Origin of the sequence: Microcoleus sp. C2D2 (assembly GCF_036702495.1) — a bacterium.
Lineage (GTDB): Bacteria > Cyanobacteriota > Cyanobacteriia > Cyanobacteriales > Microcoleaceae > Microcoleus.
The window spans coordinates 19,525-42,088 of the sequence record NZ_JAUBTO010000065.1; the positions used below are offsets into that span (position 1 = coordinate 19,525).

Sequence of the window (22,564 nt, forward strand, 5' to 3'; positions counted from 1 at the left end):
AAATGTCTGATCTACAATTAAAGACACCAGTTGCTTTTATTATTTTCAAACGCCCGGAAGAAACTACTAGGGTATTTGCAGAAATTCGCAAAGTCAAGCCGCCTAAATTGTTAGTAGTTGCAGACGGGCCACGCCCCGACAAACCCGGAGAAGACGTGCAGTGCGCAGCAGCACGGGCTGTCATCGAGCAGGTAGACTGGGAATGCGAAGTTTTGCAGAATTATTCCGAAATCAATTTAGGCTGTCGCAATCGCGTTTCTAGCGGGTTAGATTGGGTGTTTGATACGGTGGAAGAGGCGATTATTATTGAGGATGATTGTTTGCCTGACAGTACATTTTTCTACTTTGCAGAAGAGTTGCTCGAACGCTACCGATACGACGAACGAATTATGTCAATATCTGGACAAAATGTTCAATTCGGAAAGCAGCGAACAGATTTCAGTTACTACTTTTCTCGCTACACTCACTGTTGGAGTTGGGCGAGTTGGAGGCGAGCTTGGCAGCACTATGATTTAGATATGAAGTTGTGGCCCCAAGTTCGGGAGGGCAATTTTTTGATGGATGTATTGGGAGATGCTCATGCTGCCAAAATCTGGACTAAAACTTGTCAGTTGTGTTACGAAAAAGCTATTGATACTTGGGATTTTCAGTGGACGTTTGCTAGTTTTATTCAAAATGGTTTAAATATTTTGTCTAATGTCAATTTAGCTGCAAATATCGGACACGGAACGGGGGGAACTCACACGGATGACCTCAGCAGTCCCTACAATAATATGCCTGTTGAACCGATCGCCTTTCCTCTGAAACATCCTCCGTTTGTGATTCGGGATGCGCAAGCCGATAACTTCACTCAGGATAGTTTATATGATTACGATCCGAAATTTGTCAAGAAAGTACAGCGAAAAATTAAACAATTTTTGAGAAAGTAAGTAAGCATGAGTTAAGGATGTTTTGATGAAAGTTTTGCTGGTAAGTCATTACGATATTAAAGGTGGTGCTGCGAGGGCGACTTATCGCCTGCACGAGGGTTTGCAAAGTATTGCGGTAAATTCCCAAATTTTGGTAAATGATAAGTCTAGTAATGATGAAAATGTGCGGTTGATGCCGCCAAAATTAGGAGAAAAGTTTAAGAGTCTCAGACCTAAATTAAATAGATTGCCGTTAAAACTTTATCCAAAACTAGGTAAGGTAATTTTTTCGCCACAATGGGTTCCTGATTCCTTGGCATCGGAAGTTGCTAAAATTAACCCAGATGTGATTAATTTGCACTGGGTTTGTGAAGGTTATATGCAGATTGAAACCCTCGCCAAGTTTAATAAACCGGTGGTTTGGACGCTGCACGATATGTGGGCGTTTACGGGTGGCTGCCACTACAGTGAAAATTGCGATCGCTACATGAATTCTTGTGGTGCTTGTCCGCAACTTCACAGCACTAAAGATACTGATATTTCTCGTTGGATTTGGCAGCGAAAAGCTCAAGGTTGGCAAAATTTGGATCTGAATTTGGTAACTCCGAGTAATTGGTTGGCTCAATGTGCGAAATCTAGTTCTTTGTTTAAGAAATATCCGGTTAAAGTAATTGCTAATGGTCTTGATGCTGAAGTCTACAAACCGCTGAACCGCCCGCAGGTGAGAGATAGTTTGAATTTACCTCAAAATAAACAGTTGGTGTTGTTTGGGGCGATGCAGGGAACAGACGATCGCTGGAAGGGTTTTTCGCTGCTAGTTCTGGCTTTGCAAAGCCTCAGTAAGTCGGGATGGCAAGACAAAATTGAACTTTTGGTTTTCGGTTCTTCTCAACCTGAAAATCCGATCGATGTTGGTTTTAAAACTCATTATCTCGGCCGATTGGAAGATGAAAGTTTAGCAAAAGTTTATGCAGCGGCTGATGTGATGGTTGTACCGTCGCGGTACGAAGCTTTTGGCCAGACGGCATCGGAAGCTTTGGCGTGTGGCACGCCTGTGGTGGCTTTTGATGTGACGGGATTAAAAGATATTGTCGATGGGCAACAAAATGGTTATTTAGCTAAACCTTATGAAACAGAAGACTTAGCGCGAGGAATTGCTTGGGTTTTAGAAGATCCCGACCGACATCAAAAGCTCTGTCGCAGCGCTCGCCTCAAAGTTGAAGAGAAATTTACATTAGAAGTGCAAGCTCGCGCGTACAAAAACCTATATGAAGAAATCTTGCAAGCAGCTAATGGTGTTGATTGAAGAAAGCCAGGATGACTAGTGTATTTGCTGAGAAGGCGAGGTGCTGATTTATACAACGACAGTTGACGCAATTACGATCGGTGCCAAGTAGGGAAATCACCAAATAAATTAGCAAATTGGGTTTATGAGCGAATATAGCGGGGCACTGAGTGATGAAGAATACAGTTGGTAACGATTCTGATGGTGGCCCGGTTTTAAAATAAATAAATTTCTCATTAAATCTCTTGATAGTGTGGTCAAGTTAAGTTAATAATTGAATAGGACTCGAACTCGATCGGTATTGCCGATCGTCCGAGGACAAGTTTTTACTCGTTAGCCCAATCTTTTAGATAAATGGAGTACACCAGTATAGCAGTCCTGATCACTTGTCACAACCGCAAGTTAAAGACGTTAGTCACTCTAGAGTCGCTGTTTAACCAAACATTAACAAGTGAAATTGCACTCAGCGTTTATCTGGTAGATGATGGCAGTACTGATGGCACGTCTGAAGGAGTACAGCAAAAATATCCTCAAGTCAAGCTTTTTTCGGGAGATGGCAATTTATTTTGGAATGGAGGCATGCGGATAGCTTTCAGCGAAGCCATGAAAGACGAGCCCGATTACTACCTCTGGCTCAACGACGATACGGTACTCGCTCCAGAGGCTTTAAATACGCTGCTGACAACCAGCCGCGAGTTATTTGAACAAGGAGAAAAAAAGGCGATCGTTGCCGGCTCTACTTGTGACCCGGATACTGGTGATTTTACTTACGGCGGTATAGTTAAAATTACCCCGTTGCTTCCCTTTAAATTTCGCTTTCTCAAACCTACAAAAGCACCTCAATCTTGTGACAGCATGAATGGCAACTGCGTTCTGATTCCTCGCAGCGTCGTTGACATTGTAGGCAACCTAGATCCAGCGTTCATTCATTACTTATCAGATTGGGAATACGGTTTGCGTGCTCGACAAAAAGGCTGTACAGTTTGGATAGCTCCGGGCTATCAAGGAATCTGTTCGCCGAATCCGCAGTCTACAAAAGTAGCTGCTGCTAATATAAGTGAAGGCTTGCAAAAAATGAATCAACCCAAAGGTTTAGCATTTCAAGATGCTACCCTTCAACCCTGGGAAGAATGGAAATTGTTTGCTCAGCGTCACGGTGGTTTATTGTGGCCGATTTATTGGTTGCTACCTTACAGAAGGTTAGTTTGGTTTTCAGTTTTGAGCAAACTGGGATTGACTAAAAACAAAACTCCAGGTGAATAGGATGGTTGACAAAAATGAAGTTCGCATCGCTTGGCTCGTTCCTTCTGCAGAGTTTGGGGCCTATTGGCCGCCTGTTTTGCATGAACTCAAAAAACTAATTCCGAACACGATTTTTTATACAGGTCGCCTCTGGCCTCGCTACGATCCGGAAGCTCCTGGTACAGAAGCAGTCGAAGTTGTGGGAGATACACAATTCATCACCACCCAAGAGATCAAAACGGGGTACAGTCGTGGTTATATTAAGGCTACTCCTGGGATTATTTTTCCTCTTTTGAAATTCAAGCCCCAGGTCATTTTTGCTAGTGGATTTTCGATCTGGACATTGGTAGCTATAATTTTTAAGCCTATAGGAAAATGGCGACTGGTTTTAGTTTATGAAAGTAGTTCCCCGAATGTAGACTTTCGAGATTCTAAGGTGCGCTCGACGATTCGACGCTGGATGGGTAAATTTGCTGATACCTTTGTTTCTAATAGTCGCCGAGGTAAAGAATATTTGGTAGAAGTGATTGGGGCCGCCGAAAGTAAGATATTTGCTCAACCTTACATGGTTCCTGATGCTAAAGCTTTGGTACAAAAGTTAGAAAATAATAAGTCTATTTCCTTGTCATTTCCCAAGCCAATTTTTCTGTGCGTGGGTCAAGTAATTTCCCGCAAAGGGATTAAAAATCTGTTAGAAGCTTGCACAATTTTGCAAAGCCAGGGATACTCGAATTACACAGTCATTATCGTTGGAGACGGGGAACAGCGATCGGAACTAGAAGCACTTACAAAAGAAGAAGGTTTAGAAAAACAAATTGTTTGGACAGGGTGGATTGAATACGGATACTTGGGATATTATTTTCTAGAAGCTGATGTGTTTATTTTTCCTACGTTAGAAGATACTTGGGGAATGGTGGTGCTAGAAGCGATGGCATTTGGTAAGCCTGTTTTGTGTTCAAAATGGGCTGGGGCTTGCGAAATGATCGTTGAAGGTGAAAATGGTTATATTTTTGATCCCTATCAGTCGGAAAGTATGGCAAACGCGATGCGGGACTTGATTGATTGCCCAGAAAAGTTAGTGAGGATGGGCCAAAAATCCCAGCAACTGATCGCTGAACATACACCCGAAAATGCTGCGAAATTAATAGCAGATGTGACTTCGCTAGTATTGGAGAAAAGTTGATGAAAATTCTTTTATCTGCGTTTGCTTGCGAACCTAATCTCGGCTCCGAAGAGGGAGTAGGATGGCATACTGTTATCCAATCTGCTAAACATCACGAAAGTTGGGTATTTACTCGCACGTTTTGTCGATCGTACATTGAAGCAGAACTAGAGCGGAACCCAGTGCCCAACCTGCACTTTGTTTATTTCGATCCCTTTGGGTGGAGCGAAGATTGGAAGGGGAGACAAGGATTGCTGCAACTTCACTACTATCTGTGGCAAATCTGGGCTTATTTTATCGCTCGCAAGCTCGATCGCGAAATCGGTTTTGACTTAGTACATCACGTAACTTATGTCAAGCATTGGTCTCCAAGTTTCCTGGCGCTGTTGCCGCATCCTTTTATTTGGGGGCCTGTGGGGGGTGCAGAAGCAGCACCAAAGCCTTTTTGGCAAGATTTTAGCCGCCGCGGCAAAATTTACGAAACGCTGCGAGCATTGGCTCAAAGCGTAGGAGAACGCGATCCGTTTGTGGGTCTGACGGCGCGCCGCAGTGCCGTGGCGCTGGCAACTACGGAAGAAACCGCAGCCAGACTGCGATTTCTCAAAGCAAAAAACGTGAAGATTTTCTCGCAAGTCGGTTTGTCGCAGCAGGAAATTCAAGAACTCGAGCAATTTCCCACCCCGCCGGAGCAACCAATTAGATTCATCAGTGTCGGTCGTCTCTTACACTGGAAAGGGGTGCACTTGGGACTCCGCGCATTTGCTGAGGCGAAGCTGGAACAATCGGAATACTGGATTGTGGGAGACGGCCCGGAAAGGCAGCGTTTGGAAGCTTTGGTAACAGAATTGGGACTGGCAAATAAAGTATTTTTTTGGGGAACGTTATCTCGCACTGAAACTCTTTCTAAAATGGGGGAGTCTCACGTTCTCCTCCATCCAAGTTTGCATGACTCTGGCGGTTTTGTCTGCACGGAAATGATGGGGGTTGGCCGTCCGACGATTTGTTTGGATTTGGGCGGGCCGGCTACTCAAGTGACGGCCCAAACGGGCATTAAAGTGGCTGCTACTGAACCAAACCGCGCTGTGCAAGGTCTAGCAGAAGCTATAGTGTGTTTAGCCCAGGATCGGGAATTGCGATCGCGCTTGGGTCGAGCGGGTCAAACGCGCGTCCGGGAAATCTATGATTGGAATATCAAAGGTAAATTCTTTGCCCAATTGTGCGAAGATATAGTCATCGAAAATCAGGATAACTTCTGATTTGTTGGATCGCACAAAACAAAGAAAACTATATTTTTTTAGGCGGTGAAACGTGGGCGTTGCAATCATTACGGGTTCGGCGGGTTTAATTGGCTCTGAGGCGTGTAAGTTCTTTGCCAAACAAGGCTTAGATATAGTTGGCATCGACAATAATATGCGCGAGTTCTTTTTTGGTGCTGATGGTTCTACAAACTGGAACCGCCAACTCCTCGAAAACTCCTTGGGTACTAAGTATAATCACTTAGCTGTGGACATTCGCGACTATGAAGCCATTATCAAGATTTTTCAGCGGTACGGGGAGTCGGTCGAGTTAGTAATTCACACAGCAGCCCAACCGAGCCACGATTGGGCTGCCCGCGATCCTCAAATAGATTTTACCGTCAACGCTAACGGTACTCTCAATCTTTTAGAAGCAACTCGCTTGTACAGTCCTAAAGCGGTTTTCATTTTCACTTCTACCAATAAAGTATACGGCGATACACCCAACAAATTGCCTTTAATTGAATTAGAACATAGGTGGGAAATTGAACCCGGCCATACTTACGAAACCGGCATTAGGGAAGATATGTCAATCGACCAATGCCTGCACAGTTTGTTTGGTGCTTCTAAGGTAGCGGCTGACGTTTTAGTTCAAGAATACGGTCGATATTTTCAGATGAACACCGCTTGTTTTCGTGGTGGCTGCCTGACAGGACCAAATCACTCGGGAGCTCAATTGCACGGCTTCCTCGCTTACTTGATGAAGTGCGCCGTGACGGGAACTCCTTACACCGTGTTTGGCTACAAAGGCAAGCAAGTCCGCGATAACATTCATAGCGCTGATTTAATTGCGGCTTTTTATGAATTTTATAAAGCTCCCAGAAGTGGCGAAGTTTATAATACAGGAGGAGGCAGGTACAGCAACTGTTCGATGTTAGAAGCCATCCAGATGTCGGAAGAAATTGCCGAACGCAAATTCAATTCGACTTATGCTGAAGGGAATCGCATTGGCGATCACATTTGGTGGATTAGCGACAATTCAAAATTTGCCAGTCACTATCCTGACTGGAAAATGAAATATAACGTTAAACAAATCCTACAGGAAATTTATGAATATAACCGCGAGCGTTGGGTGAAAGAAGGGTCGAATGATTGAGCAGGACAAAAAGAATGTGCATGGGAATTTTGGGGTAAACGATTGAATACAACGTTAAACAAATATTAGGGGAAAATTATGAGTGTAACCGCGAGCGTTGGCTTAAAGGGGTGTTCCATGATTGATAAAGGTAAAAAGAATTTACTCGGTGTGTTCGTTAATGCCGTTAATTATGAAGCGGCTGTTAGCAAAATTCTGGCGGCAGCCAGCGCCGGAAAACCAATGTCAGTTTCGGCTTTAGCTGTGCACGGGGTAATGACTGGAGTTCTAGACAGCACTCACCGCTATCGTCTCAATCACTTTGACTTAGTATTGCCAGACGGACAGCCGGTCAGGTGGGCGTTAAATTTGCTCTACCATACCAAATTGCCCGATAGAGTCTGCGGGCCGGATACGATGTTAAAAATCTGCGAACGTGCGGCAGAAGAAGGATTATCTATCTATTTGTACGGCTCTAAAGCTTCTGTACTGGAGGATTTATCTCGCAATCTCTGCCAGCGTTTTCCCGGGTTAATTATTGCTGGAACTCAGCCTTCTAAATTTAGGAAGCTCAAGTCGCGGGAAGAGAAACAGGAAATTGCGCAGCAAATCCGCAACAGCGGTGCAGCAATTACTTTTGTCGGTTTGGGATGTCCGCGACAAGAAGTCTGGGCTTACGAATACCGGGACGACTTATCAATGCCGCTGATTGCTGTAGGTGCTGCTTACGATTTTCATGCGGGTACTTTGGCTAAATGTCCTGAGTGGTTATCTAAGATAGGTTTGGAATGGCTGTTTCGGCTGATGAAGGAACCCAAGCGCCTCTGGAAGCGCTATGTTTTTTTGAATCCGCTTTATATGTGGCTGTTTTTGCTGCAAGCTTTGAAAATAAGACAGTTCGACCCCACAGACGCCACGCCGCCTGTAGAAGAAGTATTGTATGGTTGAAATTTCCCGCTCTGTGGTGAATTGTCAGTTTTCACTAATAAACAGCCAACAGCCAAAAGTAGAAGTAATAATTAATTATTTTGACTTTCGACTTTAAACTTGTGACTATGGGAATCTAGAATTAATGGGTTGTTTTTTGTAATTTTTGTTTGGCTTGCTTTGTAACTTACTGTCTAGGTAACAGAGGAAGTGTCAGCCTTCCTTGTGGTATCATTTTGATGACTCGCTCTAGACAGCTAGCGCAGTCGCAGCCTCAAGTTATGGTGGTGAGGTTTCCTATTTGGTCAGAGTTGATTTCTGGCAGAGAGGATTGGCTTTGGTCTTGATTTATTCCTGGATTGACTTGGATTTCGTCATTGGGTTCAATGCTTTTATTTGGGGAAATTGGGGTGCTAGGATTAGCGGGATTTACCGCTAAGAGCATTAAGGCTAAAGAACCGCAACAGCTCAGCAAAGCCACTAGGTTTTTGTTCGCGATAAATTTCCAGTAGACGTTCAAGATTTTAGTTTAACAGATCGATTTGAGGCGATCGCATAAAATTTCACTTTTTATTTGAGATTGCTTGTTTGTATTGAAAGTCCGCCTGCGCGGACTTTCAAGTTTGGGAAGAAGTCTAGTATAAATTCAGGCTTTGGTATGTTTGTGGGAAAATTAAAAATATTCGAGCCGATCGACCGCGCGGCTCTACAATTGATGGTATTGCTGAGTTGGGCGATCGGGTTTTTGCTCTCCAGGGGCGATCGATCTTTACCGAAAGTGCGCGATTAAAGCTTGCAAAACAAACAAGTAGGCGCGAGAGATACTGCTTTTATCCTGACTTTGGGCCGCCCAATGCATCGGGTTCGCCCAGAAGCAAATCTGCACGTCGAGCCGCCTTTGCCTGGAAAAATTAGTTGGTCTCGGCGGCCGCTGGTATATACTCTGATAGCGCCTCCTCAGTACGTGAAGCGCAGCTATCGGGCTCTTAATCGCACTTATAAAATTTAATTGCAAAAAGCGCGGGAGAAACTAGGTTTTGACAAACAAGGAAATGCGATCGCACCGTTTGTCAGTCAAATTAGCACGCGCGATCGAGTTTTTGTTTACAAACCCACAGAAGCCGCAGAAAAAGAGCGGTTAATTCTTTACAATCTGACCCGCCAACAAAAAATTATCCTCACTTCTGAGAACTTAGTAGTTAAAGATTTTAGAATTTACCCGGCGGGCGATCGCATTTTATTTTCTGCTAGCGAATGCTCGAAATACAAGCGCGGTTTGTACGAACAATCTTTGTATGCCGTAACCACAGGCAGAAGTTCCGATCCGGATCAAAAACCAGGCACTATCCACGAGATTTTAGGCAATCAAGACTACGAAAATCTCACATTCAACATCATTTCCGGTTACACCGGAATGATGTTGACGGTTGACTGTTGACGGTTGACTGTTCACGGCGTCAACAGTCAACCGTCAACAGTGAACTCGAATTTACTATTCCGATGCTAACGGATTTGATATGATAGGTCTGCCGACGGCAAGGATCTCGCTGTTGGGCGGGCCAAGAGGGGCAATGCAGAAGATATTGGTTTGTGGGTGCCGAGGCCGGAAATTTCCCCGATTCCCCAGGGGCTGTTGAGTCGCGCGGCCGGAGAATTGGCGTGAAGCGAAGCTATCCCCTCTTAATCGCCCAGACAGTGCAACTTTAGCCAATCCCCAAGCAGACGGCATCGCTATTTTATCCCTGACACCAAACGTCAAACCTTTAGACTTCATACCATCTTTTCGTAGAGTTTTTAGCTTCACTCCCGAGGGCAGACAATCGGCAATGCTGAAGTACAACAGCGATTTTACCCAATCAATATTTTTAGTAACAAATTAGGGATTACAAAAAGAATTTATCCGCACCGCCGGAGAATTCCTCAACTGTCACTTTGATCCCATAAATTCTCAGCTTTACTGCTTGTTAACCCGGCGCAAGCCCGGGAAAGATTTTCATGAGAAACTCACCCTCGAAGCAATTGATTTGCCGACATTTGCAGTAAAACCCCTGTTAGTTTTGCCCGACCAAGTGGAGACAAAAATGAGTTGGTCGCCCGACGGGTTAGAATTGCTATTATACCGGGTAGTTGCCAAGGAATCGGCACCAGTCACAAGAGATTTGAGAACAGATGGTCTAAGTGCGATCGCCCAGTCGAGTTTGATGCTATTAACTTTGAAAAAAACATCTAAATTTAATGGCGATCCATCACCTCAACCATTGCCTTTACCAGACCTCCGGCCTCAGTGGCTACCTTAATCAAACTTGTTTCAATCATAGGCAAAAGGATTCTTAAGGCAGTTAACAGTACGCCAAAACCGGATCGGGATCGTCGCATAATTGACTTTCGGTGGCTTGATTAGCCCGCATTGAGTAGGCAATAACCTGGTGCCTATGTTCTACGCCAGCTTTAAAAGTCTTCTCAAATTTGTGCTAATGAATCTTTATATTTTCTCTGTCTATTATAAAGACGATCGCAATTTTAGGGTGAATTTGGTTTAAATAAAGTGCAATTTATCAGTATGTGTACTAAAACACGATCCTCAAACTGCTTCGAGCTAGCAAGAACGATCGCGATTTCCGAATACGGCGATACAAATGCTTTAAACCATAGATTTATGACAAAGTTATTTATGTTTTATATAAATACATAAATTGTCACATGGCAATCATATTTCTTCACCATTAACAAGGCGAACGAGAAGGAATAAAAAAACAAATTTTACTCCTTCTCTCTTCGCTAATGCGAAGCCTTGATGCTGAACTTTTCTTTGATAAACCGGATATAAAAATGCCTGAAAGTAGACTGAATCACCCGCGGCATACCAAAGTCAATCGGCACCAGACTTTCCGGCAACTTCCAATCCCAAACCTTGAGAGTTTCCGGCTGCAAAAGCGGAAAATCTATCGCCTCTAAATTCGAGCAAAGTCCCAATCTCATCGCCGCAGCTACAGTGGGAACCGCCGCCGGATCGGCATTAATAATTTCAACTAAAGTTCGATCCAAAGCAAACACATCGTCAGACGCGCCCAAAATTCCCAAAAACTTAGGTTCGCCGCCGCTTGGCCCGTTACCTTCGTGACCGATAATGCCATCCAAAATCGTCAAATTTGGGTTAATTGCCCGGGCAGTTTCTACTAGCATTTCACCGAATCTGGCGCTATCTTTCCCAGCTTCCATGTGCCACCAAGCCTTCATTTTACCAGGCACGCAGCCGAACAAATTTTTCACGCCCATTGTCACGGTTAATTGAACGTGAGATTTGAGTTTTGGCAGATTAATCACTACATCTGCTTCCATGGCTTCTTTGCAAAGAAGCAGATGATTGAAATCTTCGCTGACAGTTTCGTAGCGTTTTCCTTGAAACTCAACTACTGGCAAATTCAGTTCTTCCAACAGCGGCAAATAACCGTTGGCTTTGGCTACACCCCTGGCGCTACCAAAAGCTGGACTATCACCTAAAAATGGTTTTCCTCCCGCTTCAATGACCATTTTAGCCACGCAGTAAACCAATTCCGGGCGGGTGACGCATTCTTTTGTAGGGCGAGAACCTGTCAGGAGATTGGGTTTGAGTAAAACCCGATCGCCCGATTTGACAAAAGCCGAGATTCCGCCCCAGGGTGCCAGCAAACTTTCTAAAGATGCTTGCAAGATTTGGCGATCGTATGAATTGGCACGAATTAAACTAACAACAGACATAATTTTTAATTCTTTTCTCAGGGAAATGGGGAATTAGGAATTGGGGATTTTTCCGGGGACTTACGTACAAATTCTATATGTAGGGTGCGCCTTGCGCACCTTACCGCTTGTCAGCTATTACTAATCACCGATTACCAATTACCCCTTACCGATAACTAGCAACTCGGTTTAAGTATTCGTTGTCAATCTACCAACCGCAGCCCGCTGCATGGTACTAACTCGCAGCGAGTTAGAGAATACTCCTTGACCTTGCAGTTCAGGGATAGCAGGTTTAACTTCCACTTTCACCAACCGGGCCGTGCAGATAAAAACCGTTTGATCTACTAAATGAAAAGTCAACCAAGGTTGATTTAACAAATGCAGCACTTCCTCTTGAAATTCTTGTGCAGGTATCGGGATAGTAAAGGTTTCCGTGTGACCTTCCACATAATGGAATGTCACTTGAGTTGTGTTCTCTTTATCTTGAGTTAATTTGCCAAAAGAACCTGCGCGCATAAATTTTGCTCCCCAACTTTAGACTATAAAAAAATTCAGAATTAAATCTCAAAAAATTGAATTCTGAATTGTTTAACTTTAACCAGTGACAGGGCTTAAGCCGAGCTCATAAGGCAGAATGCAGAATAATTATATCGAGTTCAGCATTCTAGTTTCTACCTGATACCTTCTTGAGCCTAAACGTTAGCAGAAGATGCCGGCATCGCACTCATTTTCTCTAAATCTAGAACTTTTGCCAAGTCTTCTGCACTCATTAAACCCCTTTCTAGCACAATTTGCCGCAAAGATTTGCCCGTTTCTAGAGATTCTTTGGCGACGGCGGCGGCGTTGAGATAGCCGATGTGAGTGTTGAGGGCGGTAACGAGGGCGAGACTGCCTTCTGCGTAAGCGAGACACCGATCGCCCTTTGCTTCTATTTTTGCGAGGCATTTGCTGCTCAGGGCGCTGATGGTATTGCCTAAAATTTCGATGCTGTGAATGAGATTGTAGGCGATCAGGGGCATCATCACGTTCAATTCTAATTGTCCCGCTTGGGCGGCGAGGGCGATCGCGCTATCGTAACCCATAACTTGAAAACAAACCATCGATGTCATTTCTGCCATCACAGGGTTGTATTTTCCCGGCATAATTGACGAACCCGGTTGCACAGGAGGCAGTTGAATTTCTTTCAAACCCGTTTTCGGCCCTGAGTCCATCAAACGCAAGTCGTGGGACATTTTAACGCAATCCTGAGCGAGATTTCGCAGTGCACCGGACACATTTACAAACGGTGCCATACTCTGCATAGCTGCCATTAAATGCCTTGCTGGTTTCAGGGGTTGGTCGATTAATTCTGAGAGAATTTCAGCAACTTTTTGACAGTATTCAGGGTGAGTGTTTAAGCCTGTTCCTGCAGCACTTCCCCCCAATCCCAGGGATGTCAAATCATCGGCTGCCCTGTCAATTCTCAAGGTATGTTCTCTGAGAATTTGCGCCCAAGCGCCGAAGGTATCGCCGAGTCGAACCGGCACAGCATCTTGCATATGAGTGCGGCCGGATTTAACAATATCTTTGAATTCTTCGGCTTTGTTTTCTAGGGCGAGTACGGCATCCGCCAAAGCCGGAAAAAGAGTTTTTTCTAAGGCCAACAATCCGCCGATCCGAATCGCAGTCGGAATCACATCATTTGTCGATTGACCGTAGTTTACATGATCGTTAGGACTAACGCGCTTGTAGTTGCCTTTTTCCTCGCCCATAATTTCCAAAGCGCGATTTGAAAGAACTTCATTAACGTTCATGTGGTGAGAAGTTCCGGCGCCGGCTTGGTAGACATCAACTACAAATTGATCGCGCAATTGGCCAGCTAGGATTTCATCTGCTGCTTGGACAATGGCTTGACTGATGTCTTGGGGAATGCAGCCGAGTTCGCCATTGGCTATCGCCGTTGCTTTTTTAATTAAAACACAAGCATCAACGTAGGTTGATAAAGGCTTAATGCCGCTAATCGGGAAATTTTCAATAGCCCTTAGAGTTTGGATGCCATAATAGACATTAGATGGGATTTGTTTGTCTCCCATAGAGTCGCTTTCGGTGCGGTAGCTGATGGTTGGGTGTTCGCTCATATCGCTTTGTTTGTGATGATTAGGAATTGGGATTTTTTTTACCGCTGCTGACTGTCACTGCTGTTTTACCGCGTCGGCGGACTCAGTAACATACAAGTCACGATTGTAAATAATTATCTCACACTCCGAGTTAAATCTCAAAACTCAAATTTTTAATTAATATTCTTACGGAAATTTGTGAAGAGTAGTTGTGTAATTACGACTTTTTTAGATGACCTAATTTTGTACTTTATTAGAGAAATTTTGCCTGTTAATAATAAATATTAAACCCTCCTTCGGATTTTTGTAACAAAAATTCAAATTACAAATCGGGGAAAGTTGTTATATTTGGTAGCACAAACAATTTTGCAACAGGCGAATTGCCAAAAATTATGCCGCGTTACCAAAACCTAGATGATGTTACTACCCTCCAAGAGGCACTCGAAGGAATAATTGTTGAAGATTTAAAAAAGCTGAATGCACTGTTGTCGGGCGATCGTAAATTAACCCGCAAAGCTGACCTGGTTGCTGGGATTAAAGAGCAAATGCAGGGACAAAAACTTAAGCAAGTTTGGGCGCAATTAGATGACCTGCAAAAAGCGGCAGTAGCGGAAGTTATACATGGGTCAGGTGGTTGCTATGATGCCGATGTATTTGTGGCAAAATACGGACAAGAACCAAACTGGGGAAAGAGCGATCGCTATGGATACAACCGAGAACCATCCATACTATGCTTGTTCTTCTACGGCACTGCGATACCCTACGATCTTGAAGAAAAGTTGCTGAAGTTTGTGCCAAAACCCCAAGCAGCTTCCTTAAATCTGGTTGGCGATCTACTGCCAGATATTTTTACTATACGTGTAGAAAAATATAGCTTTCGTACATCTAAAAAAGAGGTATACGAGTACGAACTTCCCTTGACAATTATTGAAATGGAACGGGCAGCCCCAAAGGATTTGGAAGCAGTTTTGCGTCTGATTCAGTCGGGCAAAGTTGCCGTTAGTGAGAAAACCGCATTACCTGGTGTCACAACTCTGAAAGCGATCGCCGCCGTATTGCAAGGGGGTGATTTTTATAACGACGAACAGCGCAAAGCTACCGTGGAAAAGGGCGATATATTCTACGAGGTTGGTAACATCAAATCCTTTGCTTGGGCCGCGATCGCCCAAGCGAGCAAATTCGCCGAACAATCGGGCAAAAAGCTAGTTTTAACCAAAGCGGGACAGAAAGCTTTGCAAGAATCACCTACTAAAGGTTTACAGACAGCATGGAAGCGCTGGTTAAAAACAAACACTTTTGATGAATTTCGCCGCATTGATGTGATTAAAGGACAAACAGGCAAGGGCGCGCGCGGCATGACAGCGACGGCGGGGCGGAGAGAGGCGATCGCCTCAATTCTAGCAGAATGTCCTGTCGGTAAATGGATTCTGTTTAGCGAATTTAGCAGGTATATGTTAGCAACGGGCAATCGGTTTGAAGTAACGCGCGATCCCGACACTCTCTATATTTCTGAATTTGGGTATGGTAACTTAGGATATTCGGGCAGCCACGATTGGCATATCCTGCAAGAAAGATATATGCGCTGCCTGTTGTTTGAGTATGTTGCTACCCTGGGAATAATTGATGTTGCCTATGCCGATCCGTCCCTCGTACCCAGCGATTTTGACGATCTTTGGGGAACGGATGATTTGAGATTTCTCAGCCGCTACGACGGCTTAATCTCTTTTCGCCTGACAGCTTTGGGGGCTTACTGTTTGGGATTGACTCACAATTACACCCCACCAGCAATTGAGTTCCGTCAAACACTCCGCGTACTGCCCAATTTAGATATTGTTGTAGCAGGAGAAGGCATCGCGACATCAGATGCGATCGTCCTCGATCTCTATACTAAAAAAGTTTCAGATGTCGTCTGGCAACTCGATCGACAAAAGCTATTTACCGCCATTGAAGCCGGATACCCGCTAGCAGAATTTAAAGAAGTTTTAGAGACAAGAAGTATCGAACCGCTACCCGAAACCGTAAAGCAATTTCTGACGGATGTTACAGAACGATCGAATAGTTTGCAAGATGCAGGAACTGTCAAGTTAATCGAATGTACTAACGCCCATTTAGCATTGTTGATTGCCAATGATTCCCGTACCAAAAAATTCTGTCAGCTAGCGGGCGATCGCACTTTGGCGGTTCCATTATTCCAGGAAACTAAATTTCGCAACGCCCTGCGGCAGATCGGCTACGTCTTACCCCAGCGGGATAAATAGTAATACCATTTCTCTAAAATTGTGCAACACTCTTCGACCCCCCCTAGCCCCCCCTTGCAAAGGGGGGGGACAAGAATACTGTTATTTCGTTTAAAATTGGTATAAGATAGTGTCCGGTGGTATCGATCGCACTCGCGCCAGGGTGAAGCAGTCGCATACAAATCCTGAAATTTATTGCAGGGACAATCGCCCGACTGCTTCACCCCTACAAGTATCTACAACCAATTAAAATTATCTGCGTTTATCTGCTTTTTATCTGCGATCGAAACAACCTATGAATTATGTTCCCGAAAATGCTTTGATCGTGCAAAGCGATCGATCGATCTTACTAGAAGTTCACGCTCCCACAGCACAACAGGCGCGAGAAGCGATCGCCCCCTTTGCGGAATTAATCAAAAGTCCCGAACACATCCACACCTATCGCATCACGCCCCTCAGCGTGTGGAATGCACGGGCGGCGGGAATGCCAGTTGAAGACGCGATCTCCGCTTTGCGAAAGTATGCCAAGTATCCCATTCCTGAGTCCGTAGCGCAAGAAATTGAACTGTTGGGGGCGCGGTATGGATTAACTGTAATTGAAAGAATCGATGCGCGTCGCCCCGATTTACAACTGCGAATTGCCGATTTGCCCCTAGCGGAATTGCTGGTACGGGACGATCGCGTCAAACCAATGTTGGGCAAGCGCATCTCGGATCTTTGCTTTCAAGTCGATGCCGGGAATCGCGGCGTACTCAAGCAAGCTTTACTAGCGGTGGGCTATCCGGCAGAAGATTTGGCTGGATATGTCGAGGGTGCCGAATTAGGGATTTCTTTGCGCGATCGTACTTTAACGGACTTGCCCTTTAAGTTGCGTGCTTATCAACAAGAAGCAGCAGAGGCATTCTATCAGGACGGGGAGGTAAAAGGTGGAAGTGGCACGATCGTCCTACCGTGCGGGGCTGGTAAAACCATAGTCGGGATGTTAGCGATGAGTTTGGTAAAGCAAAAGACACTCATCCTCACCAGCAGTTTGACTTCTGTACACCAGTGGCGCAGGGAAATATTAGACAAAACGAGTTTAACTGAGGATGCGATCGCTGAGTACAGCAGTGTCACCAAACAGACGGCTGCTGTCACCCTATCGACTTACCAAATGCTAAGTTATCGATCGAATAAAGATGATGAATTCCCGCATTTCGAGTTGTTTAATGCGGAATCATGGGGACTGATTATTTATGATGAAGTCCATCTATTACCTGCACCGATATTTCGGATCACTGCTGAATTACAAGCACGACGCAGGTTAGGTTTAACTGCGACATTGATTCGCGAAGACGGGAAAGAAGGCGATGTATTCACGTTGATTGGGCCCAAGCGCTATGACGTACCTTGGCGCGAATTGGAGGGACAGGGATTTATTGCCACTGCGAATTGTACGGAAATCCGGGTCGCCCAAAATGAGGCCCAAAAAATGGCCTATGCCCTGGCGCCCCGCCGCCAACAGTTTCGCATTGCTGCTGAAAATCCGGGTAAGTTGGATATGGTACAAAGTTTATTGCAAAAAGAGGCGGGACATCGCATTTTAATCATCGGTGAATTTCTGGAACAGTTAGATGCGATCGCCAAAATTACCGAATTGCCTCTGATTACCGGGAAGACAAAACAGGCAGATCGCGATCGGTTATACGAAGCATTCCGTCACAAAGAGATTCCGGGATTAATTCTATCTCGCGTGGGCAATTTTGCCGTCGATTTACCCGATGCCGATGTGTTGATTCAAGTATCGGGAAAGTATGGTTCTCGCCAAGAAGAAGCGCAGCGCCTCGGACGAATCCTCCGCCCCAAACCCGACGGACACAATGCCAGCTTTTATACATTAGTCTCGCTACAAACTTGCGAGGAAGATTTTGCCCGACACCGCCAACTATTCCTCACCGAACAGGGCTACAACTATCGCATAGAAGTTCAAAAAGATGGTTAGTTAGCAATCGATAAATTCTTGGTAAAACTGCTCATGCAAACCTAAGAAATTATCCATCCCCTCCTTTGTCAGATACCCGCTCTTCTTACCAGTGTGCGGGTTTTCTACGTAGCTATAAATTACTTTTGAAACATTAGGATTCTCGCTCCACCTAATGTTGAACGCTGCATAGTTTGGGAAAAAGGTCATTGCTGCATAAGCATCAATGTGGTCATGTATCCACCATGCCAATGCTGTCCAATCTTGAGTGCGATCGTAGTAAGGGATGAATGATGTAACAACAATACATACTGTTGCTCCCATATACCCAGCTGAATCTTTTACGTCCCAGATATGTTCTGCATAGTTGGACTCATTACTGGCACAGTTGTACTGATTTTTATTCTCTGCTCCTTTGGTGTTCACCGCACAAGAACGATAGGCTGAGCGGATAAGCTGTGTTGCATCTAGATTGCCTATGGTATTAGAGAGGGAGAGGGGGTGAAGGGGAGAGGGGGAGAGGATTTGACGATTTTTGATCGGGACTCGAAATATACAATTTAAATGCACAACAGCTTACTAATCCGACCAAGCGCATCTTGAATTGGTTCAAGCACCCTCTCACACAAATTCTTTCCTGCTGCGATCGCCAAGTCAGGATCGCTAGGAATGTTAGGGATACCTTCAATTTGAGAGATTTCTGAATAAAGAAACTCACGCATGAAAAAACTCTTAGAGAGTTGAACCCGTCCTAGCTCTTCCAAAGCTTTAACAGTTTGTGGCTTTCTCATAGACTGAACTACAGCAATTAGAGGTGAATAGCTTAATGTTAAACACTGACAGATAATTTAGAAGCATTGTTTCAGCCCAAAGCGAAGCCAGCTAACTGATAATTGTACCGCAGATGCGGTACAATACATGATAAACTCTAAAAATACCGCAACTTTCCCATGTCTGTCTACCCCTTCTTACCCCCGTCGGAATCTCCTGTTCTCGATCGACGGCGCACCACCCGACTCAAACATCTTACTCGTCGCATTTAAAAAAGCGATCTTTGATTACTTGCTACTGACTCGTTTAAGTATGTAGGGTTTGTTCGGCCCCAAAAAACAGCCCACCTTCAACGATTAAAACCAAAGAGGTGAGGAACTTCGAGCAGTTATATTGTTGAACTGGCTATAATCAAGAAAGCTCTCACTTTTGAGAGTCTCGATCAAATATGTAGGTAATGCAGAAATCTAACAAAGCTGAAGGGTAAAAATCCCATGAAACCAACTCTTAATAATATCGAAAAAGCCGTGTCCGAAAAATTGCGACTTCTGTCGAGAGAAAAACAAGAAGAAGTGCTCGATTTTGTGCAATTCCTCTTGTACAAATCACAACCGACAAAGCAGTTTAGCATAAGTTCAAAATCTAGCACTTCGCCAACAGAAACACTGTCCAGCCGGGTACTCAAATTACTACTACAGAGAAAGCCGTTGAGCGTAAGTTCAGAATCTAGCACTTCGCAAACAGAAACACCGCCCCTCAAGCGCTCGCTACTAGACGGCGAAGACTATTTAATTGACCCAGCTATTACTCGCAGTCATGATGCTTTTTTGAAAGGTTACGCACCCGAAGACGAAGGACTTTATGACGACTATTGAACCTGGTGATTTTTGGGTGGCAAATATTCCTTTTACAAACGGCACAGGCTCTAAAAAACGCCCCATACTTTTGCTGTGGTTGGATGGCGAGGATGTGGTAGCAGCCGCCGTCACCTCTGCCCAACCCCGCAGCCCAACTGATGTATTTGTTAATGATTGGTCTGTCAGCGGTTTGCGCGTTGCTTCAACAGTGCGTTTGTTTAGATTGGATTGTTTGGAAAAGTCTTTGTTGCTAGCGAAAATCGGGCAAATTTCTCAAGCAGATGCAGCAGCAGTGAAACAAGTCTGGGAGTTGTACGTTAAGCCTCAATTTTAATGATAATTCGATCGCCCGTATCTTCTTCATCAAATTAGCGATCGCCCCTCAACTCCCCCCTCCCATGCCCCAACCCCGCACAATACTTAATAAAAACTTTACAAAACTTACCAGATCGCCCAACATGGGTTAGAGTTATCCTAGAAAATCCAGCAATCCTGCAAAGCGTCAACCTTCTCGTCACTTATCCAGTGGTTCGATGACTCAAACCCAAAGCACCAAAACCGCCACCGCACCAGCAATTTATTCCTTGACAATTGCTCCCGCCTGTGTATTGCGGGGTCGATCGGCGATCGCACAAGCCGGAGATGCGATCGCCCGTTTCGGAAAGCGGCCGCTAATCGTCGGCGGCAGCAACTCCCTCGCCGCCGCCCAACCTTACCTGCAACCAATCCTCCAACAGCAGCAGTTACAATCCGCCGAAACATCATACGGCAAGGATTGCAGCGAAAGAAGCCTCGAAACCCTCCGCGAAGCAGCCGCCACCCATCAAGCCGATTTCATCATCGGAGTAGGCGGCGGCAAAGCCTTAGACGCAGCAAAACTCGTCGCCCATCAGTGCAAAATCCCGATCGTCACAATACCCACATCAGCAGCCACCTGTGCCGCTTGGACAGCCCTTTCTAACATTTATTCAGAACAAGGTGCATTCCAATACGATGTCACATTAGCCAGATGTCCAGACTTATTAATACTCGATTACGGTTTGATTCAAACCGCACCGCAGCGGACATTAGTCGCAGGAATTGGAGATGCGATCGCCAAATGGTACGAAGCATCAGTCAGCAGCGGACACTCCGAACAAACCCTGATAATTTCCGCCGTCCAACAAGCTAGAATACTGCGCGATATTTTATTCCAAAAATCAGCCGCCGCCCTCAAAGATCCCGGTAGCGAAACCTGGCAAGAAGTCACAGATGCCACCGTATTGCTAGCAGGAGTAATCGGCGGAATCGGCGGCGCCCAATGTCGCACCGTCGCCGCCCACGCCGTCCACAACGGCCTAACTCATCTATTAGCAAGTCACGGCAGATTGCACGGCGAAAAAGTCGCTTACGGCATTTTAGTACAACTGCGGCTAGAAGAAATGATGCAAAACAATCAACTCGCCGCTACCGCCAGACAGCAACTGCTAAAATTCTACGCCGAAATTGGATTGCCCCAAACTTTAGACAACCTCGGACTCGGAGACATTACCATCACAGAATTGCAGCGCGCCGCCGACATAGCCTGCAATCCTAATTCGGACATCCACAGACTGCCTTTTAAAGTCGTTCCCCAACAATTAATGGCAGCGATGGTTTCTACCACCGCACCTGTGGGAGAATTAAAGATTAAGAATTAAAACAGTTTGTAGTAGGGACTTTAGTCCTGAAAAGGCTGTGCTAGCAAGGACGAAAGTCCTTACTACAAACCAGGAAAACTGACAACTGACAAAAAATAAATGACTTTGGATTGGATTAGCCCTGCTGACAGGTTGCAAAAACTACCGCCCTACGTATTTGCCCGTCTCGACGAACTCAAAGCCCGCGCCCGCGAACAAGGACTCGATTTAATAGACTTAGGAATGGGAAACCCTGACGGTGCCACTCCTCAACCAGTAGTAGAAGCCGCAGTCGCAGCCATCCAAAATCCTGCAAATCACGGCTATCCACCCTTTGAAGGAACTGCCAGTTTCCGCCGTACTATTACTAAATGGTACAGCCGCCGCTACAACGTTGAACTCGATCCAGAAAGCGAAGCATTGCCTCTGTTGGGTTCTAAAGAAGGTTTAGCACATTTTGCGATCGCCTACATCAATCCCGGCGACTTAGTATTAGTACCGAGTCCCGCTTATCCAGTCTTATTTCGCGGCCCGATTATCGCCGGTGCAAAAGTTCACAACATCATCCTCAAACCAGAAAACGACTGGGTAATTGACTTAGCCGACATTCCCGACAGCGTAGCCGAACAAGCCAAAATACTCTACTTTAATTATCCCAGCAATCCGACTGGAGCAACTGCACCCCGCGAATTTTACAAAGATATTGTTGCTTTCGCACACAAACATCAAATCTTGCTGGTTCACGACTTGTGTTATGCCGAATTAGCCTTTGACGGGTATCAACCGACAAGTTTATTAGAAATTCCCGGCGGTAAAGAAATCGGCGTCGAATTTCACACGATGTCAAAAACCTACAATATGGCCGGCTGGCGAGTCGGTTTTGTAGTAGGAAATAGCAAGATTATTCAAGGTTTGCGCACCTTAAAAACAAACCTAGATTACGGTATATTTTCCGCTTTGCAAGCAGCAGCAGAAACTGCACTGCAATTGCCCGACAGTTACTTGCACGACGTACAGAATCGTTACAGGACTCGCCGGGATTTTCTGGTAGAAGGATTGGCAGAATTAGGGTGGAATATTCCCAAACCTCTGGCTGCAATGTATCTTTGGGTTCCCTGCACTCCGGGCATGAGTTCGACTGATTTTGCCCTCAATGTTTTGCAGCAAACTGGTGTTGTGGTGACTCCTGGCAATGCTTTTGGACCGGGCGGCGAAGGATATGTGAGAATTAGTTTAATTGCAGATTGCGATCGACTGGGAGAAGCCCTGCGGCGCTTAAAAAAAGCAAACATTCGCTATCATTAGTCATTAGTCATTAGTCATTAGTCATTAGTCATTAGTCATTAGTCATTAGTCATTAGTCATTAGTCATTA

Annotated in this window: 23 protein-coding genes; 17 read left to right on the top strand and 6 right to left on the bottom strand. The window is 45.1% G+C overall.

What is annotated here, in order from left to right; translation table 11 throughout:
* Positions 1–2: 2 nt before the first annotated feature.
* The 7 genes from QUB61_RS20735 to QUB61_RS20765 all read left to right on the top strand — a co-directional run bounded on the left by QUB61_RS20735 (position 3) and on the right by QUB61_RS20765 (position 7,915).
* Entirely contained in the window at positions 3–929 is a 927-nt protein-coding gene (locus QUB61_RS20735) for a glycosyltransferase family 2 protein (RefSeq protein ID WP_333130011.1), read from the top strand.
* Positions 930–954: 25 nt separating this feature from the next.
* Positions 955–2,214, top strand: coding sequence for a glycosyltransferase family 4 protein (locus QUB61_RS20740; RefSeq protein WP_333130013.1), 1,260 nt, complete (start codon positions 955–957; stop codon positions 2,212–2,214).
* 333 nt (positions 2,215–2,547) lie between these two features.
* Entirely contained in the window at positions 2,548–3,456 is a 909-nt protein-coding gene (locus QUB61_RS20745) for a glycosyltransferase family 2 protein (RefSeq protein WP_333130015.1), read from the top strand.
* 1 nt (position 3,457) lies between these two features.
* Complete coding sequence (locus QUB61_RS20750) at positions 3,458–4,618, top strand: glycosyltransferase family 4 protein (RefSeq protein ID WP_333130017.1); 1,161 nt, start codon at positions 3,458–3,460, stop codon at positions 4,616–4,618.
* Complete coding sequence (locus QUB61_RS20755) at positions 4,618–5,853, top strand: glycosyltransferase (protein ID WP_333130019.1); 1,236 nt, start codon at positions 4,618–4,620, stop codon at positions 5,851–5,853. Before QUB61_RS20750 ends, QUB61_RS20755 begins: the two co-directional genes overlap by 1 nt.
* Before the next feature lie 52 nt (positions 5,854–5,905).
* A complete protein-coding gene (locus QUB61_RS20760) occupies positions 5,906–6,988 on the top strand; it encodes an NAD-dependent epimerase/dehydratase family protein (RefSeq protein WP_333130021.1) in 1,083 nt (360 codons plus the stop codon).
* 78 nt (positions 6,989–7,066) lie between these two features.
* Positions 7,067–7,915: a WecB/TagA/CpsF family glycosyltransferase gene (locus QUB61_RS20765; protein WP_333130023.1), complete on the top strand. Its 849-nt coding sequence runs from the start codon at positions 7,067–7,069 to the stop codon at positions 7,913–7,915.
* A 253-nt stretch (positions 7,916–8,168) separates the two neighbouring features.
* Here QUB61_RS20765 and QUB61_RS20770 read toward each other — a convergent pair whose 3' ends face one another.
* The gene (locus QUB61_RS20770) at positions 8,169–8,414 is read right to left on the bottom strand and encodes a hypothetical protein (protein WP_333130025.1); all 246 of its coding nucleotides are present in this window, start codon (positions 8,412–8,414) and stop codon (positions 8,169–8,171) included.
* Positions 8,415–8,552: 138 nt separating this feature from the next.
* Here QUB61_RS20770 and QUB61_RS20775 point away from each other — a divergent pair, with 138 nt between their 5' ends.
* The 4 genes from QUB61_RS20775 to QUB61_RS20790 all read left to right on the top strand — a co-directional run bounded on the left by QUB61_RS20775 (position 8,553) and on the right by QUB61_RS20790 (position 10,191).
* Entirely contained in the window at positions 8,553–8,684 is a 132-nt protein-coding gene (locus QUB61_RS20775; RefSeq protein WP_333130027.1) for a hypothetical protein, read from the top strand.
* A 3-nt stretch (positions 8,685–8,687) separates the two neighbouring features.
* Positions 8,688–8,903: a hypothetical protein gene (locus tag QUB61_RS20780; protein WP_333130029.1), complete on the top strand. Its 216-nt coding sequence runs from the start codon at positions 8,688–8,690 to the stop codon at positions 8,901–8,903.
* The gene (locus tag QUB61_RS20785) at positions 8,904–9,332 is read left to right on the top strand and encodes a hypothetical protein (protein WP_333130031.1); all 429 of its coding nucleotides are present in this window, start codon (positions 8,904–8,906) and stop codon (positions 9,330–9,332) included.
* A gap of 523 nt (positions 9,333–9,855) precedes the next feature.
* Complete coding sequence (locus tag QUB61_RS20790) at positions 9,856–10,191, top strand: hypothetical protein (protein ID WP_333130033.1); 336 nt, start codon at positions 9,856–9,858, stop codon at positions 10,189–10,191.
* Positions 10,192–10,672: 481 nt separating this feature from the next.
* Here QUB61_RS20790 and QUB61_RS20795 read toward each other — a convergent pair whose 3' ends face one another.
* From QUB61_RS20795 to QUB61_RS20805, 3 genes are all read right to left on the bottom strand, one after another.
* Positions 10,673–11,632 carry a DUF362 domain-containing protein gene (locus tag QUB61_RS20795; RefSeq protein ID WP_333130035.1) on the bottom strand — a complete coding sequence of 320 codons (960 nt, stop codon included), beginning with the start codon at positions 11,630–11,632 and terminating at the stop codon, positions 10,673–10,675.
* A 168-nt stretch (positions 11,633–11,800) separates the two neighbouring features.
* A complete protein-coding gene (locus QUB61_RS20800) occupies positions 11,801–12,127 on the bottom strand; it encodes a hypothetical protein (protein WP_333130037.1) in 327 nt (108 codons plus the stop codon).
* A gap of 176 nt (positions 12,128–12,303) precedes the next feature.
* On the bottom strand, positions 12,304–13,728 hold the full coding sequence (locus QUB61_RS20805; protein ID WP_333130038.1) for an aspartate ammonia-lyase: 1,425 nt from the start codon (positions 13,726–13,728) through the stop codon (positions 12,304–12,306).
* A gap of 371 nt (positions 13,729–14,099) precedes the next feature.
* On the opposite strand from QUB61_RS20805, the gene QUB61_RS20810 reads away from it, so the two are divergent.
* Both QUB61_RS20810 and QUB61_RS20815 read left to right on the top strand, forming a co-directional pair.
* Positions 14,100–15,965 carry a hypothetical protein gene (locus QUB61_RS20810; protein WP_333130040.1) on the top strand — a complete coding sequence of 622 codons (1,866 nt, stop codon included), beginning with the start codon at positions 14,100–14,102 and terminating at the stop codon, positions 15,963–15,965.
* Between the two features lie 274 nt (positions 15,966–16,239).
* Positions 16,240–17,925 carry a DNA repair helicase XPB gene (locus tag QUB61_RS20815; RefSeq protein ID WP_333130042.1) on the top strand — a complete coding sequence of 562 codons (1,686 nt, stop codon included), beginning with the start codon at positions 16,240–16,242 and terminating at the stop codon, positions 17,923–17,925.
* On the opposite strand, the gene QUB61_RS20820 is transcribed toward QUB61_RS20815, so the two are convergent.
* Both QUB61_RS20820 and QUB61_RS20825 read right to left on the bottom strand, forming a co-directional pair.
* Positions 17,926–18,330, bottom strand: coding sequence for a hypothetical protein (locus QUB61_RS20820; RefSeq protein ID WP_333130044.1), 405 nt, complete (start codon positions 18,328–18,330; stop codon positions 17,926–17,928).
* A gap of 134 nt (positions 18,331–18,464) precedes the next feature.
* Positions 18,465–18,695 carry a hypothetical protein gene (locus tag QUB61_RS20825; RefSeq protein WP_333130046.1) on the bottom strand — a complete coding sequence of 77 codons (231 nt, stop codon included), beginning with the start codon at positions 18,693–18,695 and terminating at the stop codon, positions 18,465–18,467.
* 474 nt (positions 18,696–19,169) lie between these two features.
* Between QUB61_RS20825 and QUB61_RS20830 the strand changes: the two genes are divergently transcribed.
* The 4 genes from QUB61_RS20830 (at position 19,170) to QUB61_RS20845 (ending at position 22,495) form a co-directional block, all read left to right on the top strand.
* A complete protein-coding gene (locus QUB61_RS20830) occupies positions 19,170–19,550 on the top strand; it encodes a hypothetical protein (RefSeq protein ID WP_333130049.1) in 381 nt (126 codons plus the stop codon).
* Positions 19,537–19,866 carry a type II toxin-antitoxin system PemK/MazF family toxin gene (locus tag QUB61_RS20835; protein WP_333130052.1) on the top strand — a complete coding sequence of 110 codons (330 nt, stop codon included), beginning with the start codon at positions 19,537–19,539 and terminating at the stop codon, positions 19,864–19,866. The genes QUB61_RS20830 and QUB61_RS20835 overlap by 14 nt, the downstream gene beginning before the upstream one ends.
* A gap of 199 nt (positions 19,867–20,065) precedes the next feature.
* Positions 20,066–21,211 carry an iron-containing alcohol dehydrogenase family protein gene (locus tag QUB61_RS20840; protein ID WP_333130054.1) on the top strand — a complete coding sequence of 382 codons (1,146 nt, stop codon included), beginning with the start codon at positions 20,066–20,068 and terminating at the stop codon, positions 21,209–21,211.
* A 99-nt stretch (positions 21,212–21,310) separates the two neighbouring features.
* Complete coding sequence (locus QUB61_RS20845) at positions 21,311–22,495, top strand: aspartate aminotransferase (RefSeq protein ID WP_333130056.1); 1,185 nt, start codon at positions 21,311–21,313, stop codon at positions 22,493–22,495.
* Positions 22,496–22,564 lie beyond the last annotated feature (69 nt).

Excerpts from the sequence above, each read along its gene's own strand:
- QUB61_RS20735 (WP_333130011.1), top strand. The coding sequence starts at position 3 with ATGTCTGATCTACAATTAAAGACACCAGTTGCTTTTATTATTTTCAAA.
- QUB61_RS20740 (WP_333130013.1), top strand. The coding sequence starts at position 955 with ATGAAAGTTTTGCTGGTAAGTCATTACGATATTAAAGGTGGTGCTGCG.
- QUB61_RS20745 (WP_333130015.1), top strand. The coding sequence starts at position 2,548 with ATGGAGTACACCAGTATAGCAGTCCTGATCACTTGTCACAACCGCAAG.
- QUB61_RS20750 (WP_333130017.1), top strand. The coding sequence starts at position 3,458 with ATGGTTGACAAAAATGAAGTTCGCATCGCTTGGCTCGTTCCTTCTGCA.
- QUB61_RS20755 (WP_333130019.1), top strand. The coding sequence starts at position 4,618 with ATGAAAATTCTTTTATCTGCGTTTGCTTGCGAACCTAATCTCGGCTCC.
- QUB61_RS20765 (WP_333130023.1), top strand. The coding sequence starts at position 7,067 with ATGAGTGTAACCGCGAGCGTTGGCTTAAAGGGGTGTTCCATGATTGAT.
- QUB61_RS20775 (WP_333130027.1), top strand. The coding sequence starts at position 8,553 with ATGTTTGTGGGAAAATTAAAAATATTCGAGCCGATCGACCGCGCGGCT.
- QUB61_RS20795 (WP_333130035.1), bottom strand. The coding sequence starts at position 11,632 with ATGTCTGTTGTTAGTTTAATTCGTGCCAATTCATACGATCGCCAAATC.
- QUB61_RS20800 (WP_333130037.1), bottom strand. The coding sequence starts at position 12,127 with ATGCGCGCAGGTTCTTTTGGCAAATTAACTCAAGATAAAGAGAACACA.
- QUB61_RS20805 (WP_333130038.1), bottom strand. The coding sequence starts at position 13,728 with ATGAGCGAACACCCAACCATCAGCTACCGCACCGAAAGCGACTCTATG.
- QUB61_RS20810 (WP_333130040.1), top strand. The coding sequence starts at position 14,100 with ATGCCGCGTTACCAAAACCTAGATGATGTTACTACCCTCCAAGAGGCA.
- QUB61_RS20815 (WP_333130042.1), top strand. The coding sequence starts at position 16,240 with ATGAATTATGTTCCCGAAAATGCTTTGATCGTGCAAAGCGATCGATCG.
- QUB61_RS20825 (WP_333130046.1), bottom strand. The coding sequence starts at position 18,695 with ATGAGAAAGCCACAAACTGTTAAAGCTTTGGAAGAGCTAGGACGGGTT.
- QUB61_RS20830 (WP_333130049.1), top strand. The coding sequence starts at position 19,170 with ATGAAACCAACTCTTAATAATATCGAAAAAGCCGTGTCCGAAAAATTG.
- QUB61_RS20835 (WP_333130052.1), top strand. The coding sequence starts at position 19,537 with ATGACGACTATTGAACCTGGTGATTTTTGGGTGGCAAATATTCCTTTT.
- QUB61_RS20840 (WP_333130054.1), top strand. The coding sequence starts at position 20,066 with ATGACTCAAACCCAAAGCACCAAAACCGCCACCGCACCAGCAATTTAT.
- QUB61_RS20845 (WP_333130056.1), top strand. The coding sequence starts at position 21,311 with ATGACTTTGGATTGGATTAGCCCTGCTGACAGGTTGCAAAAACTACCG.